Here is an 18,360-nt window from a genome sequence, read left to right on the forward strand (position 1 = left end):
ATTGTGTTTTTAGTTAAAATGAAGAATAGGGAGAGTTTAACATGAAAGTATATTTAGCATCACCTTTTTTCAATGATGTAGAAATCGAAAGAATGGAAAACGTAAAGAAGATATTAAGAGAAGAAAAGGGATTTGAAGTTTTTGCACCATTTGAAAACCAAAATAAACATTTAGAATTTGGTTCAAAAGAATGGAGAGACGCTACATTTGCAGGAGATATAAATGGAATTGATACAGCTGACATCGTAGTTGCAATAATATCAAATGGAAACTATTCAGACAGTGGAACAGCTTGGGAATGTGGTTATGCATATGCAACAAAGAAACCAGTTATAATTGTTAACTTATCAGATAAGGCAGTTAACTTAATGATAAGTGATAGTTTAACAGCTTATCTTTCATCATTAGATGAATTAAGAGCCTATGACTTTGAAAAGATGCCAAGAAAAACATACGATAACTACGTATGGTAATATACATAGAAAATAAGTTATCTCTTATGAGATAGCTTATTTTATTTTTAAATATAAAATATAGATAATCGTCCTAATAATGAGAAAAATAAAGATATAACTCGAAAAGTGTTTGTAGAAAAATGGTATAAAATAAGAGTTTATGTTGACAGGGGAACGTTTGTTTGGTATCTTGTATATAGAACGAATGTTCTCATATGTGATTTAAATTTTTAAGAATAAAAGTTTGATTTACATAATATATATTGATTATAAGGTTAATAGGAGGTTTTTATATGAGAACAAATGTATTATTAAAAATTAGTTATAGAGTTGATGAAGAAATGAAAAAGTATAGGGAGCAAAATGGAGATAGTTACTTAAAACTTGATTCATCAAAATATCTTCTTTGGGGTGGTACATATAGAAAAAGATGTGGATCTTTAATTGTTGAAGCCAATACATATGAAGATGCAAAAAGACTAGCTTTTAATAATCCTTTCATGGGTAGTAAATATTACTCATGTGAAATACTTGATAGAAATAGTATTTCTAAAAAATCATAGAAAATATCTTATACAATATATCAATATAATTAAAAAGTAAGTTATCAATTTTAAAATAAAGTGTTAGTAAAAAACGACTATCTCTGAGTTATTGAGATAGTCGTTTGAATTTAGGCTTTGTATTCAATAGATGATATTACTAAAGATAATTCTTTAGCTAAATCTATAGTTATATTATTTAATTTTTCATCAGGATTTTGAATAGTTCTGATTTTAGGTCTTAGTGGATATACAGAGTTTGTATTTTCTACTACAGCCAAACTAGAATTACTAAGCTTAACAATAGACCCGGGTGGGTAAGGAACTACCACTCTAGAAAAAACTTTTACAATTTCAATGTCAAACATTGAATTTACTTTAGATAGTATAAATTCAAAAGCATCATTTGGGCACATAGCTCTTTTATATGGTCTATCAGATGTTAAAGCATCATAGACATCAGCTATTGCTACTATCTTAGCTAGAATATTTATATCATCATCCTTTGTGTTAGATGGGTATCCTGTACCATCTACTCTTTCATGATGCTGAAGTATAACCATCTTAGAACTAGTCTTTAAGCCTGGATTATCTTTTATATAATCATAGCCTTTCTTAGGATGAGTTTTTATAATCTCAAATTCTTCATCGGTTAATTTACCTGGTTTTTGAATAATCTTTTTACCAACAAATACTTTACCTATATCATGTAGGAGTGCTCCTATACAAAGGTCCACAAGTTTATTTTTAGGAAGACCTAGTCCAACTCCTATAACTACTGATAAGGTGGCAACATTAACAGAATGTTGATAAGTATAGTTATCCATATTTTTAATATCAACAAGACTTACAGATATATCTTTATTATTTATAATACTTTGGCAAATTTCTTCAGATAAATTTTTTAAGGTATCAATATATGCCTCTTTTTCTTTTAAGATACTTAGTCTTTTTTTAGGATCTAAATCAAAAACATTTGAAGAAGCAAGTTTTATACCATCAGAATAATTAAATATATCTTTTACAAGTCTAATAGATTTTTGTCTAAGTTCTGGAGAAATTACATCATTAATCTCCTTATCGCTATACTCATCTATTATATAAAGTGAATAAATTTTAAGCTCTTTTACTTTTTTTAATAATGATTCTGTAAGATGAACACCTTCTTTAAGGAGAGCACGACCATCATTATCATAAATTGTTCTAGCAAGCACGCTGTTTATTTTTATACTTTCTATTGGAACAAGTCTCATCTAAAGCACCTCATGAAATTATTTTTAGCTAAATATCTAGTAGGTTCCTTCTATAATTTCTATAAGATTTTCTAAGTAATTTCATATCTTTTTGAAGTTGTACCTGTAAGTCAGAAACTAATTGTAAATCATTATTTTCTATAGCGAGTCTTATTTGTGTAAATAAGCTTTTACTTCCATAACTATCCTTCATAATTTTTAATCTTAAATTATTTATAGCTTCCCAGTTAGATATGTCTAAATCTAAAGCTCTCTCTGAAGAGTGGAGTTTACTAAATCCTCTTATTGATTCTGCATGTCTTGGTATAATTCTATATGCAATTTCAGTTGTCCATCTTTTTAATAGAGAAGCCTTAAAACTATTAATTAGTTTATCGTCTAATATTCCATATGACTTTAGAACTTTAGTTTTTTCTATATCCTCATCTAAAATTTTTACTACTTCATATACAGTTGCAGGTGCTTTACCAAAATAAATATCTCTTTGCTCAGGGGTAAAGAATTCATAAATATCTTCTTCACTTCTATAGGCTCTTTCTTTTTCTAAATAAATAGCATCATCACCAGGAGCTTTTGAAATTTCCTTTAGAAGAATATCTTTACTCATATTATTATTTACTACAAATTCTATACCATCTAGCATAGCTAAATAACTAACTGCTATACATAAATATGTGTTTGTAAATGGATTTGGTGATCTAAGCTCAAATCTAGTTGCCATTGGGCTTTCAAGGTCTCTTATAAGTCCAATAAGAATTGTTCTATTTCTTGATGGATTAGATGGTGATTGACCAAGTGAAGTAACTATACATATAGGAGCTTCAAATCCAGGACTAAGTCTTTTAAGTGCATCTGTTGTTGAAGAAATAAATGGATTTAATACTTCATAGTTTTTAAGAATTCCCATTAATGCAGCATATCCTATTTTACTAAGATAATGATTTTTATCTTTAGTATTAAATAAGTTTATAAATTTTCCAGCTTTAGTTTTAATACAAATACCAAGGTGAGTATGTTCTCCACAACCTGCAACATCATCAATAGGTTTTGCAAGGAAAGTAGCTTCAAGACCATGAGATCTAAATGTTTCTTTAACTAATGTTCTAATAAAGAGTTCATTATCTGCAGCTTGTAATGCAGTTGAAAACTTCCAATCTATTTCTAATTGCTCCATAATGTGATCAAATTGACCATCATTAGTTAGAGTAGCTTTAACTCCACCAACTTCTTTATGTCCCATTTCAGGTTCAAATCCATATAAGTCCATTAAAAGTAGAGATTCTTCTAAAGCAGTTCTTACAGAACCTTTAGTTCTTGTCCAATATTGTTCTTGAAGAACTTCAGATGTTGTTAATTCTTCTATATGTGCTCTATCATTAGGAGTTTTAACCCAAAATTCAAGTTCTGTAGCAGAAGTTAATGAAACACTGTCTATTTCATCAAAACTTATATCATAATCTTCTAAAAGATCTGGATTGTTTTTTAATAATTCTAAAGTTTTATCTTCTAAAAGTTTTATTGAGTCCTTTAAAATATGTCTAGAATCAACAGGTTTATTATTATGCATAAGGAAACAAGGTATTCTTACAGTTCCAACTGGTTTTTGACTTATAGGATCTATGAAATTATAGTTATAATCTACAAACCAATTAACATTTATATCAGCTACCATATCTACTTTTGCGTCATTTAAAGTTGCTATTCCAGGTAAAACAACAGATGAACCATCAGTTTGTATTGCAGTTCCATAAAGGAAGTCATCTATTGACTCTAGAAATAGTTTAATAGGTATTTTCTCATCAGTATCATTTCCTGCTAAGTCTACACCAACTAATGAGACAAATTTTATTTCAGGGGAATTTTTAAATATTTTTCTTAAATCATTTTCATTATGATTTTCTTTGGGGATAGTATATATTAAATCAGTTCTCATAAATTTTAAGATAGTGCTATAATATAATAAAAGTTAATTTAATAAATATATTAATATATCGTTATAACAAAATAAGATATAAAATAGCAGTATCTATATTCACATCCTTTCTATATTTAATAAACGAATAATATGGAAATATAAGTAATTAAGGTTCGTGTTGTGTAAATTTTACCACTGATTTAAAGCACAGTCAATTTATTAAATTTCATATTTTTAGTATATTATATTAGGATGAATTATATCTTATTTAAACGAAAGTATTATGAGGAGAATTAATATGAAGGAAGAAAACATGAATTCAAATAGTCCTATAGGTTTCTTTGATTCAGGAGTAGGTGGACTTAGTGTATTAAGAGCAGCATTAGAAGTTATGCCTAATGAAAATTACATATATTACGGAGATTCAAAAAATGCACCGTATGGAGTAAAAACAGCTGATGAAATTAGAGCATTATCATATGATGTTGTTAATTTTCTTTTAGAAAAAGGTGTAAAAGGAATAGTGGTAGCATGTAATACTGCTACATCAGTTATAGTTGCAGAACTTAGAAAGAAATATGAAGGTTTTCCTATAGTAGGGATAGAGCCAGCTTTAAAACCAGCTGTTCAATCACAAAAAGAAGGTAAGATAGTTGTAATGGCAACTAATAGAACTTTATCTGAAGGTAAATTTAATAAGCTTGTAGATAGATTAGCTAAAGAGAGAGAAGAGGATATAATTCCATTACCTTGCCCAGGACTAGTAGAATTTATTGAAAAAGGAGAACTTGAGGGAGAAAATATAGAAAACTTCTTAAGAGAGAAGTTTGAAGTATATAAAGATGAAAAAATAGCGACTATAGTGCTTGGGTGCACACACTATCCTTTTGTAAGAGAAACAATTGCAAAAATAGTAGGAAAGGATATTGATATTATAGATGGTAGTCTTGGAACATCAAAAGAAATGAGAAGAAGACTTGATGAAATTAGACTTTTAAATAAAAGTGATAAACCAGGAAAAATTGAAATTTATAATTCATTAGATGACCCTAAAATAATAGATTTAAGCTATAGTCTTTTAGAAAAGTAAAAATAATAAGGAATATGTAAGCTAAGCTTAGAGTAAAGATATATAGTTAAAAATTTATATATTTTTACTTTAGCTTAGTTTTTTTATTCACTAAAAAAGTAAAAGAAATTAATAGTATAAAAAAATTTTAAAAAAAGTTTGTGAAATTATTGACATATTTGAATCTTATTGCTATTATAATAGTATAAATAGAATTTTCTGAAAATTATAAAAATAATAAGCAAAATAAATAATCATTGGTAAGGGGATAATGATATGATAATAAAGGTAAAAGAGTTTTTAGGTACTAAATTTAATAATGAAGATGCTATAATTCTTAGACAGTTTATAACTAATAATTTAGATGAAGATATAGAATTAGACTTTGAAGGTGTTGAAAGAGTATCAACAACATTTCTATGCTGTCTTTTCAATGATTTAATATATAGAAATGGTAGAGAGAATATAATTAAGAAAATTGGTGTTAAAAATTTATCAAATTACAGAGATTATTCAAGAGTAGTTAGGGGAACTACTTTTCAGCAATAGGTATATAAGTAGCTAAAATAAAAGGGCTAAATATAAATAAATTTATAGTTTTAAACTGTGATGTCTACATTATGACATCACTTTTTTATTTATTGAACAAAGTAATATATATGTTATTGTATAATGTTTCAATGATAAGTAAAATAATATATAATAGGTTTAATGAGGATATTAATTTTATTTAATAAAAATTAATATATTTGAAAGGAGAATTTATTATGAACCCAATAGTTACAATAAAAATGAACACAGGTGACGTAATTAAAGCAGAGTTATATCCAGAAGTAGCTCCAAATACAGTTGCTAACTTTGTTAGCTTAATCAAAAAAGGATTTTATGACGGAAAGATATTCCACAGAGTAATTCCAGGATTCATGATTCAAGGAGGATGTCCAGAAGGAACAGGAATGGGTGGTCCAGGATATTCAATCATGGGAGAATTTAAATCAAACGGATTTGATAACAACTTAAAGCACACAAAAGGTGTTTTATCAATGGCTAGAGCTATGTCAAGAAACTCAGGTGGAAGCCAATTCTTTATTATGGTAGCAGATGCTCCACACTTAGATGGAGATTATGCAGCATTCGGTAAAGTTATTGAAGGAATAGAAGTTGCTGACAAGATAGTTTCAGCTCAAACAGATAGAATGGATAGACCATACGAAGATCAAGTTATGGAAAAAGTAACAGTAGAAAATGCTGATGATATTCCAGAAGTAAAAACAATATAAGATTAAAAGATAGATTTAGTATATTAAGAAGGGAGAGAGAAAGATGGAAGCTAAAAAGTGCATATTAGTTTACGGATTAGATAATGATGAAATTAAAAATCTTGAAAAACTTCGTTTTAAAGTTTTACAAGTTACTCCTGAAATGACTAAGATGAAAATCAAAGATCTTATTGCTGAAAAAGAAGAAAAAGTTGCTTCAGAAACAAAGATTGAAGGAGAAAAGATTCTTGTTTTCAATAATATACCTGATATTCAATTAAGAACAATAGTTGAACTTACTAAGAAAATAATCAAGAAGAAGCCTATTCTTGCAACAGTTACTGTAACATCAAATGAATGGGAATTTGATTATTTAGTTGAACATCTTATGGAAGAACGTGAATGGTTCAAGACAAATAGAGGAAGTGCTATGCATGAACAAGAATAGAGTTGGAGAAAAAATTAAAGAAGTTAGACTTTCTCAAGGTTTAACTCAAAAAGCTCTTGGAAAAAAGCTAGGTGTTAATGATAAATTTATTAACGATGTTGAACTTGGAAGAAAGATAATTAATGAAGCTTTAATAAGCAAGATTTCTAAAGTTTTAAAAGTAGATTTAAACGATGTAAGTATGCTTGCTACTGATGCAGAACTTGAAAAAGAAAAATCAGAAATTAGAAAACAAGAAGAAGTTAAGTATCAAAAGCCAAAAACAGAAGTTAATGAAATGTGGAGTCAAGCTTTTGGTTCAAACTTAAAGAATGTGCCTATATATAATTATGGTCTAAATAAAGCTTTAGGTCATAGACAACTTCCTATGAGTTCAAGTAAAATTGATGGTCACGCATCAGATAAAGTATTCTATATACAAATAGAAGAAAATGATATGACTGGATTTAGAATTCAAAAGGGTGATATGGCACTTTGTTATAGTATCAAAGAAATTGAAAATAATACTATAGCTTTAGTTGAACATAAAGGAAAAAGAGTTGTAAGACAAATTAAAAAACTTGATAACTCTAAAGTTCTTTTAGTAAGTAATGGTGGAAGTATGATGACTGAAACTGCTGTAATAAAAGAATTAACTCCAATAGCAACACTTTATAGAATAGAATTTAATCTATAATAAATTTTTTAAAGCTGTGCAGAAATAATAAATATTATTTCTGCACAGCTTTTTTTATTTATATATTTTTATACTGATGAAATAGAAATATTTAAGATATATCTTTCTAATTTAAATTTATATAAGATTTATGAAACTTGTGGATAACTTTTAAGAGTGAAACCTGTGGATAACTTTTTAATTTCATATCTGTGGATAACTTTTGTTTTTTAGAATTGTGAATAAGAAAAGAAAAAAGGCTACCAACTTCAAAAATTAAAAATTTGTATTTATAAGATTTAATTTTTGTCAGTAGGTAGCTCTTATTAATTATGTATTAAAAAGAAATTTATATAAATAAATTTGATAATGACTTAATTAATTTAACACAAGGGACAAAATATTTCAATAACTAAATCAACTTACTTGAATACTTTATATATAGTAGAGTAATAAGTTTTAAATTGGGGTGATTAACATAGAAACTAGTAGTTATTATTATAGGGATTTCATAAGTGGAGTACCTCAAGAAACTATAGATAATGTTATAAAGTTTATTTATGAGCATCAGGGGAGTAATGATTATATAGAAATTGTAGTTTTATTTGGGAATAATGCAGCTTTAGTTGCAGAGTCTGCTAAAGAAATAGGTGCAAAATTTGAAGACCTTGGAATGGGCTATGGAATTATAGGTATAAAGGGAAGTGACTTTAGAAAGTTATCACAATTAAAAGGTGTTCAATATGCAGAGTTTCCTAAAATATTTACAACCACAGGTATACAAAGTAATACTGCAAGTTGTATTCCAAGAGTTTGGGAGCAATACAATCTTAGTGGAAAAGGAGTTTTAATTGGATTTATTGATACTGGAATAGATTATACTCATCCTTCTTTTCTTGATTCTACTGGTAAAACAAGAATTGAATATATATATGATATTTATACAGCAACATCATATAATAAAGCGCAAATAGATCAAGCTCTTGCTTCACCTGATCCACAATCAATAGTTCCAGAAGAAGACCTTATAGGACATGGGACAGCAGTAGCATCTGTTGCTGCCGGAGGTGGTAATCTTGGAAGAAATAATTATGGTGTTGCTTATGAAGCTTCAATAGCTATGGTTAAAGTTACAGGTAAAGGTACTTTTACATCTATTTTAAGTACACAAATTATGAGGGGACTTAAATTTCTTATTGATAAAAGTAATGAATCAAATATGCCTCTTGTTGTAAATATAAGTCTTAGTTCGAATGATGGGGCTCATAATGGAAGTAGTCTTATAGAAAAATATATTCAAGAATTTTCTCAGATTCAAAGAGTAGCTATTGTTATTGCAGCAGGAAATGAAGGTGAAGCAGGACATCACTATAGTTCTAATTTAGAACTTAGTAATGAAATTTTTTTCAATATAGCAGGTGGCGAAACAAATATGATTTTACAATTATATAAGCCACCACTATCTGAGATAACTATAGAAGTTGTTGCACCTTCAGGACAAACAACTGGAAGAGTGTCAATTAATGAAGGTGCAAAAAGACTAAATCTTGGTGCTCAAAGATGTGTTATTTATAATAGTGGTCCTAAACCTTTTGATGCTGCTGGTGAAATAAGTATTAATATAATTCCAAATGGAAATACCATTGATCCGGGAGAATGGCAGGTAAATATAAAAAGAATTAATCAATATGATGGTATTTTTGATATATGGTTACCTATTGCTGAGGCTTTAAGCCCTGATACAAAATTTTTGCAACCAGATCCTTTTAATACATTAGGAATTCCAGCAACTGTTGATGGGGTTATTTCTGTTGGAAGTTATGATTTTACTGCAAATAATTATTCTGCTTTTTCAGGTAGAGGAATACACCGAGTAGGAAGTATTAGAAAACCAGATTTGTTAGCTCCAGGTCAAAATATTATGGCAGCTAATGTAGGAGGTGGTTTTGCTCCGGAGACAGGAACTTCAGTTGCAGCACCTCAAGTAGCTGGTATGTGTGCACTTATTTTACAATGGGGAATTGTAAAAAATAATGATGCTTTTGTTTTTGGAGAAAGATTAAAATATTATTTAATTAAAGGAGCTAAAAGAACTAGAATGGATGTAGTTTATCCTACAAGAGAATCAGGGTATGGATTTATGTGTGGTGCAGATAGTATGAGTCTTTTAAGTAATGATACAAGTACTGGTGGTTTGTTATTAACTTCTGGGCAGGATGAAGAAGAGGAAAAATTAGTTTTTGCACCAAGTGGAGATAATAATGAATTAATTGATATGAAAGATAAAAGAGCTACTCCTATACCAGGAAATATAACTAATCAAGATTTAAGTAATGTGAATATGTCTGTAAATTCTGATCCCATTTTAAATCCTAGTGGAAATCCAGATGTAAATCAAAGTTTAAATATAAGTCCAAATCAAGGAAGTATTAATTCTCCAGCTGGTGTAGTAACTAATGGAAATGCTATAAATCAAGTCACAGGTGTTACTCAAAATATAAATCAAATAACACAATCTACTGGAGTAACTGGCTTAAATGTGGTAACAGGAGCAACTGGAGTAACTAATGAAAATATTAATACAAATCAAGCCACAGGTGTTACTCAAAATTTAAATCAAATAACACAAATTACAGGAATAACTGGTCCAACTATGATAACAGGAGTTACTGGAGCAACATCTGTAACAGGAACAACTGGAGAAACTATATTTTCAGCAACCCAAGGATATGTAGATCTTAATATAGATAGTCAAACTGTTTATGGTAAAACAACTAAGCTACATTATTTAACCACTGGATTTGTTGATTTTTTAGTTCAGTATAAAGGTGATTTAATTGCAGCTGTAGAAAAAATAAATGATAAGGCTTCAGCTTTTGCACTTGATAGAAATTATGCAATTGTTTCTGTAAGAGTTGAAGATTATAGACAGATTCTTTTATCAATTGATGAAATAGTTTATATAGATAGTGGTGGGGTTTATACTTTAGAAGCTGTAAGTCCGGCAGAAGCATCCCAAGCTAATACATTTCATTATAATCCATATTTAAATCTTACAGGTTATGGTACAATTATCGGAATTATTGATACAGGAATTGATTATTTAAATAAAGATTTTATAAAAGCTGATAATACAACTAATATAATTAGAATATGGGATCAAGGAATTAGTACTGGACCAACACCTAGCACTATATTTTTTGGAACTGAATATAAAGAACAGGATATAAATAGGGCATTAAATGAAAGTTTAAATGGAGGAGACCCATATTCAATAGTACCAAGTAGAGATATAAATGGACATGGAACTGCTATGGCAGGACTTATTGCAGGAAGAGGTAATAATGCAGAGCAAGGTATAGCTTTTGATGCATCTATAGCTATGGTTAAATTACACACAGCTAATGAGCAGTATAGAAATTATTTTGGAACTAATGGTAAAACAGAATATCAATATAGAAATACAGATATTCTTCTTGGAATAAAATATTTATCAGACCTTGCTAAACAATTAGTAAAACCAATGGTAATTTTTATACCACTTGGAACTACAATAGGAGCACATGATGGAAGTTCAGTTATAGAAAGGTATATAGATGACATTTCACAAGATAGTGGACTTATTGTAGTTACATCAACAGGCAATCAAGGTCTTGCAGAAAATCATACAGCTGGAAAAATAGATAAACAAGGTGAAACAAAGAGTATAGAACTTTATGTAGATACAAATCAAACAGATTTACTTATGAATATATATATTACAAGGCCAGATAGAATGGGACTTTCAATTGTTTCTCCAGCTGGTGAAGCAGTTGGAAATATAACTCCTAAAAAGAGAGAGGGAACTGTAGTAAATTTTGTTCTTGAAGGAAGTAGTATGAATGTTATGTTTATTGAGCCAGATGAGCATACAGGTGATGAAATAATAGTAGTAAGGGCAACAAATCTTAGACCAGGAATATGGAATTTTGGATTAATAGGTGAATATATAGTTAATGGTACCTATAATGCATGGCTTGTTCAAAGAGAACTTTTAGAACCAAAAACTAGATTTTTAAGTCCTACACAATATACAACCTTGACACTTCCAGCAACATCATCTTATATAATTCCTGTTGCTTATTATAATCAAAATATTAATGCTACTGTTTCACAATCAGGAAGAGGTTATACAAGAGATGGTAGAATATCGCCAATTATTGCAGCAGGTGGGGTAGATGCAATTGTAACAGCTCCTAATAATAGAAAAACAATGATGACAGGAGGAAGTATTGCAGGTGCAGTTATTTCAGGATGTTGTTGTCAACTTCTTCAATGGGGGATAGTAAATAAAAATGATGTAACTATGTATGCAAGAAAAGTACAAACTTATCTTATGAGAGGAACAGATCAAAGAATTGGAGATATATATCCAAATGAACAATGGGGATTTGGGGTTATTAATATGCAAAAGCTATTTGATAATATAAAAGGTTCTGTTTTATCAAATGATAAGAGTATAGGAACTAGTCCGGTTGGTTTTAGAGAAGATGAAAGAATATATATAGATACTGAAGAAGCAGGAATTATAGCTGTAAATAATAAAAATGAATTTAATATAGGAAGTTTATATATTAGGAATCCTATTATTTAATCACTCAAATAGAGAGAAAAGCATAAGATAAAGAGAAAAATATAAAAGGAGACTAAAGCAGTGAGTGGAATAGGAAGATTAAGATGTCAATGTTTTAGTGGTAGTACAATACAGCCTGTAGGTAAGGCGAAAGTAACAGTAACTGATCCTCAAACTAAAAAAGAACAGGTTTTATATACAAATACTGTGGGAACTACAGAAGAAATAGAGCTTGAAACACCAGATATGTCAGCATCACAAAGTCCAGGTAATGTACCTTATTATTTATATGATGTAAAGGTAGAAAGAGAAGGATTCAATCCATTACAAATAAATGGAGCTCAAGTTTACCCAAATAGAGTTGCTATACAAAAATGTAATTTAGAGTTTTTAGATAATACTAGAGCTACTACTGTTAATGTTATAGATATATTAGCAAATACACTAGTAGGAAACTTTCCAGCTAAAATACCTGAAGACCCAATAAAACCTTTACCAAAGCCATCAGGCACTGTTGTTCTTCCAGAACCTGTAGTACCTCAATTTGTAGTAGTTCATGCTGGAACTCCTGATAATACAAGTGCTCCGAATTATACACTGCCTTATGCAGAGTATATAAAAAATGTTGCATCATCAGAAATATTTTCAACATGGCCAAATTCTACTATAAGGGCAAACATATATTGTATAATTTCATTTACACTTAATAGGATATATACTGAATGGTATAGAGGTAAGGGAAAGAATTTTGATATAACAAATTCAACAGCTTATGACCAAGCCTTTGTTTATGGTAGAACTATTTATGATAATATAAGTGCTGTTGTTGATCAAATTTTCTCAACATTTGTTCAAAGACCAAATGAAAAACAACCACTATTAACTCAATATTGCAATGGAACTACAGTTACATGTCCTGATTGGCTTAGTCAATGGGGAAGTAAATATCTTGGAGACCAAGGAAATTCACCATATGAAATTTTAACTCATTATTTTGGATATGATCTTAATTTGGTCACAGCTCCTAAGGTTCAAGGTATACCACAATCTTTTCCAGGATATATCTTAAAGCTTGGATATAATAATATTTATGTTAGAAGACTACAAGAGTACTTAAATTCAATTTCAAATAACTATCCTTTAATTCAAAAAGTTGCAGTTGATGGTAATTTTGGACCTGCAACAGCTAATGCAGTTAAAACTTATCAACAAATATTTAATTTACCTCAAACTGGAGAAGTTGATTATGCAACTTGGTATTCAATTTCAAACACTTATGTTGCTGTAAATAAATTAGCAGAACTTACTAGATCAATGTTAACAGATAATTATGATGAAGATGAAAACGGAATATTCTGTCCACCAGTAATAAATGATTTAGTTAAGAATGTACCAATAGTAAAATATTAAAAGATAAAGGCTGCCTCTGATGAGACAGCCTTTTAATTTTATTTTTCGCCCTTCTTTAAGTAAAAAATAAAACATTGAACTATAAACACTAAACTAAGTGCACCAAAAATAGGATAAAGAGTTTTTATAAGATTTGAAAATCCTATTTGTGATATAGGTAGTGCTATAAGCAATACTAAGAAAATTCCCTTTTTAAAGTTTAAGTTAAATGATTGCTTTAATGTTTGAGCTATAGAGAATACATCTGAAACTTCTGTTGAGAACATTTCTCCAAGAATTATTGCCATTAACATTACTTGAATTGGTTTACCAAATCTATCAGCTACATAAAGTAAAGGAATTTCATATTCATATATTTTAGGCTGATTAACAATAAGCATAAGATTTATGAATACACATAATAGAGTTAAAATTATAGCTCCAAGGGCAATTCCTTTAAACATTGTTTTTCTATTTCCGTATTTAGTACTTATGGGAACTATTACTCCACAACAGCAAAGAACATTATATCCAGCATAGAGAATAGTTGAAATAATCCAACCATTAGCTTTATGTGATTCAAGGGCAAATAATTTTATAGGATTTAGAGTATCACCTGAAAAGAAGATATAAAGAATAGTAATAGTTCCTATTACAAAAATAAGAGTTGGAACTATTACAGAATTTATTTCTACTAAACCATTTGTTCCTCTAAGTAAAGTAAGTGCAGCAATTGTAAGCATTATTAATGTTCCAACAATCTTAGGAATTCCAAAAAACTGATTTATAAGGGCTCCGCTTCCTGCAAGAATTATCGATGCACTAGAAATTAAGTAAAGTGTTGTTACTACTCCTGTAATTTTTCCCAAGAAGTTAGGACTAACAAGTGAAATTACTTCACTATAAGATTTTAGATTATTTTCTATACTTATTTTTGATATGATCGAACATAAAAGTATGTAAAATAGACCTGTAAATATTATTCCAAAGATACTTCTAACACCATATACAGTAAAAAAATTAGCTATTTCTTTACCAGAAGCAAGTCCTGCCCCAACTATCGTCCCAATAAATATAGCTGCTATTTGAAAAACTTGTTTCCCATCTTTCAAAAAAATCCCCCCTAAATTTAATCTTCCATATGATAAATATACAAAGATGAGATTATGTTTATTCATAAAAGTAGTAAATAGTTTTCTAAAATCTTGGAAAACTAAAATATAAAAGCAAGTTATAGGGAGATAATAGATGTGAAAAAGATAGTAGTAATTTTATTAAGTTTCTTAATGTTATTTTTAGTTTCCTGTGATAAAAAAGATAAAGAGGATCATGTAGCACAAAATTTTAATTTTGATAGTGAAAAAGCAATGGAGCTTGGGAGAGAAGCAATGGATGCTATTGCCCATAATAATTTAAAAGAATTAGAGGGAATTAGTGATTCAGAGGTTGTGGATGCAATTAAAGTACAAGATAAGAGTACTTATAATATAACTGCTTATCAATTGCTTGATGCTGTTCAAAGAGGGAAAAAAGAGATGTATAAGTTTAATGTTGCTAAAGCAGTTAAATCTGAACCGAAGGCGATATTAGAGGAGTATTACATAAGAGTAGATAAAAAAGAAGATGATAAATACCAAATTGGTAAGATATCAGGTTCAGATAGTATATTTGCAGAAGCTCAAGGGCAACAAGTAAGAATTAGATTTAAAGATAAGGTGAATATGGATACTTTGATTAAACTTTCAGAAATACCAAGTGAGGCTTATATTAAGAGTGTATCAAGTGATATAAGAAGAGTTCCGGTTCCTAAAAAAAGCTTTAAAGCAATAGGACTTTCATTTGAGCAAAAGTTTGCTATGATAGCAACTGTTGAAGATAATAGATCTTATGTTGCAGTATTAGAGTTTAATCAGCTTCCTCCATCAGGTGGTTCATCAGATAAAGGAGGAGATAGTTCAAAGGCAGCAGGTCAAGATATGAGTATATCTTCAGGGCTACAGCAAGTTCTTGAAAAAAGTATAGCAACTAAAATAACAACATTAGATATTTTTAAGGATATTGATATTGATTATTTAATCTTTTCTAATGATGGCAAATATAATATTATTAGCTACAAAAACGAATATGGTGTAAGTAGATTTAAATTATATAAGAATGCTGGAGATAAGGTGAAATTAAATTTTGATGATTTATTTGATCCAGAGAAATATGAGATAACTTATTTAAGTTGTCAGTATGAGAAACTTAAGTTTAATGTCAAAGCAGCTGAGGGCAAAGAAGGTATAAGAAAAGAAGTTATAGGAACATATTCCTTAGATTTAGAGGATATGAAAGTACAAAAAATATAGTATAATAAGTAAGGGGATGGCTCAAGAGAGACATTCCCTTGATTTTCATATAGAATTTTTAATTTTTATATAAATACATTAAAAGAGGAAAAGGTGAGATAAAAAGATGAACGAAGATAAAAAATGGGGAGATAAAAGGTATAATAGCTTAAACTATTTCCTAAGAAATAAATTTGGAGAAAAAGTTTTTAAGATAAGTTTAGATGGTGGATTTACTTGTCCAAATAGAGATGGAAAGGTTGCAAAGGGAGGATGTACTTTTTGTAGTTCAAGAGGGTCAGGAGACTTTGCAGGTTCAAGAATTCAACCAATTAGCGAACAGTTTGAAAATATTAAAATTATGATGAATAAGAAGTGGAAGAGTGATAAGTATATTGCATATTTCCAAGCATATACTAATACTTATGCTCCAGTAGAAGAGTTGAGACAAAAATATGAAGAGGCAATAAATAAAGAAGGTGTTGTAGCTTTAGCACTTGGAACAAGACCTGATTGTATTGACGATGAAGTTTTAGACCTTTTAGAAGAAATTAATAAAAAGCTTTATGTTTGGGTAGAGATAGGACTTCAAACTATTCATAATGAAACAGCTAGAGCTTTTAATAGAGGTTATGATTTAGAAGTATTTGATAAAGCAATTGAAGGCTTAAAATCAAGAGGTATAGATACTGTTGTTCATGCTATTTTTGGACTTCCAGGTGAAACTAGAGAACAAATGCTTGAAACAGTAGATTATATAGCTAAAACAGGGGTTAGAGGAGTTAAGTTCCATCTTCTTCATTTAATGAAGAATACAAGAATGGTTAAAGATTATGAAGAGGGTAGACTTAAGTTCTTAACTCAAGATGAATATGTTAGCCTAGTTTGTGAAGCTATTTCAAGAGTGCCAGAAGATATGGTAGTTCATAGATTAACAGGTGATGCTCCAAGAGATATGCTTATAGGACCTATGTGGAGTCTTAAAAAATGGGAGATTCTAAATGCTATAGATAAAACTTTAGAAGATAATAATCTTTATCAAGGTAAAAACTTTAAAGCTTAATTAAAAATTAAGAAATGGGGAAGAGTTATGAAAATAGATGTTGTGATATCTGCTGATCATATTAAAGAAAGTGATTTAAGTAGTAAAGCTATAGTTGTAATTGACATGTTAAGAGCAACTTCAGTTATGGTAACTGCTATTGGAAATGGTGCTAAGAGAGTTATACCAACATTAACTATAGAAGAAGCTTTTGATATAAAAAATAAATTAAAAGAAGATGTTGTTCTTGGTGGAGAAAGACAAGCAAAGAAAATAGAAGGCTTTGATTTTTCTAATTCACCACTAGAATTTACAAAAGATAAAGTTGAAGGAAAGACAGTTGTTATGAGTACAACAAATGGAACAAGAGCTTTAACTTTATCATCAAAAGGTGAAAGAGTATTTATAGCTTCTGTATTAAATGCTAAGGCTATGGCTAAAAAGCTTATAAGTTTAGATATGGATATTATCTTAGTTAATGCAGGAACTAATGGTGCTTTTTCAACTGATGATTTTATTTGTGGTGGATATATTATTTCAGAGATTATGAAAGAGAAAAAAGTTGTTTTAACTGATATTGCAAAGGTAGCAAAAGAAATATATGAAAATAATAAAGATATTAGAAAGTATATAGAGGGTGCTACTCATTATGAGGTTTTAAAATCTTTAAATCTTGAAGCTGATATTGATTATTGTTCAACAAAGGATATGTTTGATATAGTTGTCGAGTATAAGGATGGAGAATTGAAATAAATATTTAATTAATTTATCTCTTCTAAGAATGTATAATATATAGTAATAGATAACAAAAGATTAATCTATTAGAATTTATACATAAACTTGGAGGGTTTAATATGTTTTTAACGGCGTTAAATAAAAAAGAAGCAAATGCTTTTGTAAATTTAGTATCAGAATTTGCTTTAGCAGATCATGATATTAATTTAGAGGAAAAGGCTTTAATAGAAGAAGCATGTGAAGAAATGGGACTAGCTGATGATTTATTAGAGTCTATGAGTCTTGAAGAGGCTATAGCTTTATTTAAAAATAGTTCAGCAAAGGTGAAAAAAATTGTTTATTTCGAACTTTTAAGACTTGGTCTTGTAGATGAAGATTATGATATGGATGAAGTTGAATTCTTAAATCATGTTTGTGAAGAATTAGAGATTGCTAGATCAGATAGATTTGCTTTTGCAGGATATTTTTATAAGTATTCAGATACAGATAGGTTAAATACTGAAGAAGCGCAAACTGATGCAAGCATTATAATAAATAATGATTAGAAAAGTTGTCCTTTTGGGGGCAACTTTTTTTATTTTAAATATTTTTATAAATTTACTTGGATTGTATAAAACTAAAGTAATGTTAAAATTAATTTAGTAGGTTTTTCATGAGGA

General features: G+C 29.1%; 16 protein-coding genes. 13 read left to right on the forward strand and 3 right to left on the reverse strand.

The window, feature by feature from the left end:
* The first annotated feature begins 41 nt into the window (after positions 1–41).
* The gene (locus tag BN8917_RS03550; protein WP_066870740.1) at positions 42–473 is read left to right on the forward strand and encodes a nucleoside 2-deoxyribosyltransferase; all 432 of its coding nucleotides are present in this window, start codon (positions 42–44) and stop codon (positions 471–473) included.
* Positions 474–748: 275 nt separating this feature from the next.
* On the forward strand, positions 749–1,018 hold the full coding sequence (locus BN8917_RS03555; protein WP_066870742.1) for a hypothetical protein: 270 nt from the start codon (positions 749–751) through the stop codon (positions 1,016–1,018).
* 110 nt (positions 1,019–1,128) lie between these two features.
* Here BN8917_RS03555 and BN8917_RS03560 read toward each other — a convergent pair whose 3' ends face one another.
* Entirely contained in the window at positions 1,129–2,250 is a 1,122-nt protein-coding gene (locus tag BN8917_RS03560; protein ID WP_066870745.1) for an HD-GYP domain-containing protein, read from the reverse strand.
* A gap of 28 nt (positions 2,251–2,278) precedes the next feature.
* Complete coding sequence (locus BN8917_RS03565; protein ID WP_066870747.1) at positions 2,279–4,183, reverse strand: type I glutamate--ammonia ligase; 1,905 nt, start codon at positions 4,181–4,183, stop codon at positions 2,279–2,281.
* A gap of 280 nt (positions 4,184–4,463) precedes the next feature.
* Here BN8917_RS03565 and murI point away from each other — a divergent pair, with 280 nt between their 5' ends.
* From murI to BN8917_RS03600, 7 genes are all read left to right on the forward strand, one after another.
* A complete protein-coding gene (gene murI / locus BN8917_RS03570; RefSeq protein ID WP_407641388.1) occupies positions 4,464–5,255 on the forward strand; it encodes a glutamate racemase in 792 nt (263 codons plus the stop codon).
* A gap of 255 nt (positions 5,256–5,510) precedes the next feature.
* On the forward strand, positions 5,511–5,783 hold the full coding sequence (locus BN8917_RS03575) for an STAS-like domain-containing protein (protein ID WP_066870749.1): 273 nt from the start codon (positions 5,511–5,513) through the stop codon (positions 5,781–5,783).
* A 218-nt stretch (positions 5,784–6,001) separates the two neighbouring features.
* Complete coding sequence (locus tag BN8917_RS03580) at positions 6,002–6,514, forward strand: peptidylprolyl isomerase (protein WP_187117185.1); 513 nt, start codon at positions 6,002–6,004, stop codon at positions 6,512–6,514.
* 43 nt (positions 6,515–6,557) lie between these two features.
* The gene (locus BN8917_RS03585; RefSeq protein WP_066870753.1) at positions 6,558–6,941 is read left to right on the forward strand and encodes a DUF3783 domain-containing protein; all 384 of its coding nucleotides are present in this window, start codon (positions 6,558–6,560) and stop codon (positions 6,939–6,941) included.
* On the forward strand, positions 6,928–7,617 hold the full coding sequence (locus BN8917_RS03590; RefSeq protein WP_066870756.1) for a helix-turn-helix domain-containing protein: 690 nt from the start codon (positions 6,928–6,930) through the stop codon (positions 7,615–7,617). Before BN8917_RS03585 ends, BN8917_RS03590 begins: the two co-directional genes overlap by 14 nt.
* A 448-nt stretch (positions 7,618–8,065) precedes the next feature.
* Positions 8,066–12,229 (forward strand): S8 family serine peptidase, encoded by a 4,164-nt coding sequence (locus tag BN8917_RS14335; protein ID WP_066870759.1) that lies wholly within the window; start codon positions 8,066–8,068, stop codon positions 12,227–12,229.
* 60 nt (positions 12,230–12,289) lie between these two features.
* Positions 12,290–13,618, forward strand: a complete 1,329-nt coding sequence (locus tag BN8917_RS03600; protein ID WP_066870762.1) for a peptidoglycan-binding domain-containing protein — start codon at positions 12,290–12,292, stop codon at positions 13,616–13,618.
* Positions 13,619–13,656: 38 nt separating this feature from the next.
* Here BN8917_RS03600 and BN8917_RS03605 read toward each other — a convergent pair whose 3' ends face one another.
* Positions 13,657–14,709: a YkvI family membrane protein gene (locus BN8917_RS03605; protein WP_066870764.1), complete on the reverse strand. Its 1,053-nt coding sequence runs from the start codon at positions 14,707–14,709 to the stop codon at positions 13,657–13,659.
* A 138-nt stretch (positions 14,710–14,847) separates the two neighbouring features.
* On the opposite strand from BN8917_RS03605, the gene BN8917_RS03610 reads away from it, so the two are divergent.
* From BN8917_RS03610 to BN8917_RS03625, 4 genes are all read left to right on the forward strand, one after another.
* Positions 14,848–15,945 (forward strand): hypothetical protein, encoded by a 1,098-nt coding sequence (locus BN8917_RS03610; RefSeq protein ID WP_066870765.1) that lies wholly within the window; start codon positions 14,848–14,850, stop codon positions 15,943–15,945.
* A 106-nt stretch (positions 15,946–16,051) separates the two neighbouring features.
* Positions 16,052–16,987, forward strand: a complete 936-nt coding sequence (locus tag BN8917_RS03615; protein ID WP_066870767.1) for a tRNA modification radical SAM protein MnmL/YtqA — start codon at positions 16,052–16,054, stop codon at positions 16,985–16,987.
* Positions 16,988–17,014: 27 nt separating this feature from the next.
* Positions 17,015–17,719: a 2-phosphosulfolactate phosphatase gene (locus BN8917_RS03620; RefSeq protein ID WP_066870769.1), complete on the forward strand. Its 705-nt coding sequence runs from the start codon at positions 17,015–17,017 to the stop codon at positions 17,717–17,719.
* Positions 17,720–17,820: 101 nt separating this feature from the next.
* Positions 17,821–18,246 carry a hypothetical protein gene (locus BN8917_RS03625; RefSeq protein WP_066870771.1) on the forward strand — a complete coding sequence of 142 codons (426 nt, stop codon included), beginning with the start codon at positions 17,821–17,823 and terminating at the stop codon, positions 18,244–18,246.
* Positions 18,247–18,360 lie beyond the last annotated feature (114 nt).

The sequence above is a fragment of the Clostridium mediterraneense genome, assembly GCF_900091705.1.
GTDB classification, from domain to species: domain Bacteria; phylum Bacillota; class Clostridia; order Clostridiales; family Clostridiaceae; genus Sarcina; species Sarcina mediterraneense.

Bases quoted from the DNA above. Each gene is read 5' to 3' on its own strand.
- BN8917_RS03550 (WP_066870740.1), top strand. From the start codon at position 42: ATGAAAGTATATTTAGCATCACCTTTTTTCAATGATGTAGAAATCGAA.
- BN8917_RS03555 (WP_066870742.1), top strand. From the start codon at position 749: ATGAGAACAAATGTATTATTAAAAATTAGTTATAGAGTTGATGAAGAA.
- BN8917_RS03560 (WP_066870745.1), bottom strand. From the start codon at position 2,250: ATGAGACTTGTTCCAATAGAAAGTATAAAAATAAACAGCGTGCTTGCT.
- BN8917_RS03565 (WP_066870747.1), bottom strand. From the start codon at position 4,183: ATGAGAACTGATTTAATATATACTATCCCCAAAGAAAATCATAATGAA.
- murI (WP_407641388.1), top strand. From the start codon at position 4,464: ATGAAGGAAGAAAACATGAATTCAAATAGTCCTATAGGTTTCTTTGAT.
- BN8917_RS03575 (WP_066870749.1), top strand. From the start codon at position 5,511: ATGATAATAAAGGTAAAAGAGTTTTTAGGTACTAAATTTAATAATGAA.
- BN8917_RS03580 (WP_187117185.1), top strand. From the start codon at position 6,002: ATGAACCCAATAGTTACAATAAAAATGAACACAGGTGACGTAATTAAA.
- BN8917_RS03585 (WP_066870753.1), top strand. From the start codon at position 6,558: ATGGAAGCTAAAAAGTGCATATTAGTTTACGGATTAGATAATGATGAA.
- BN8917_RS03590 (WP_066870756.1), top strand. From the start codon at position 6,928: ATGAACAAGAATAGAGTTGGAGAAAAAATTAAAGAAGTTAGACTTTCT.
- BN8917_RS03615 (WP_066870767.1), top strand. From the start codon at position 16,052: ATGAACGAAGATAAAAAATGGGGAGATAAAAGGTATAATAGCTTAAAC.
- BN8917_RS03620 (WP_066870769.1), top strand. From the start codon at position 17,015: ATGAAAATAGATGTTGTGATATCTGCTGATCATATTAAAGAAAGTGAT.
- BN8917_RS03625 (WP_066870771.1), top strand. From the start codon at position 17,821: ATGTTTTTAACGGCGTTAAATAAAAAAGAAGCAAATGCTTTTGTAAAT.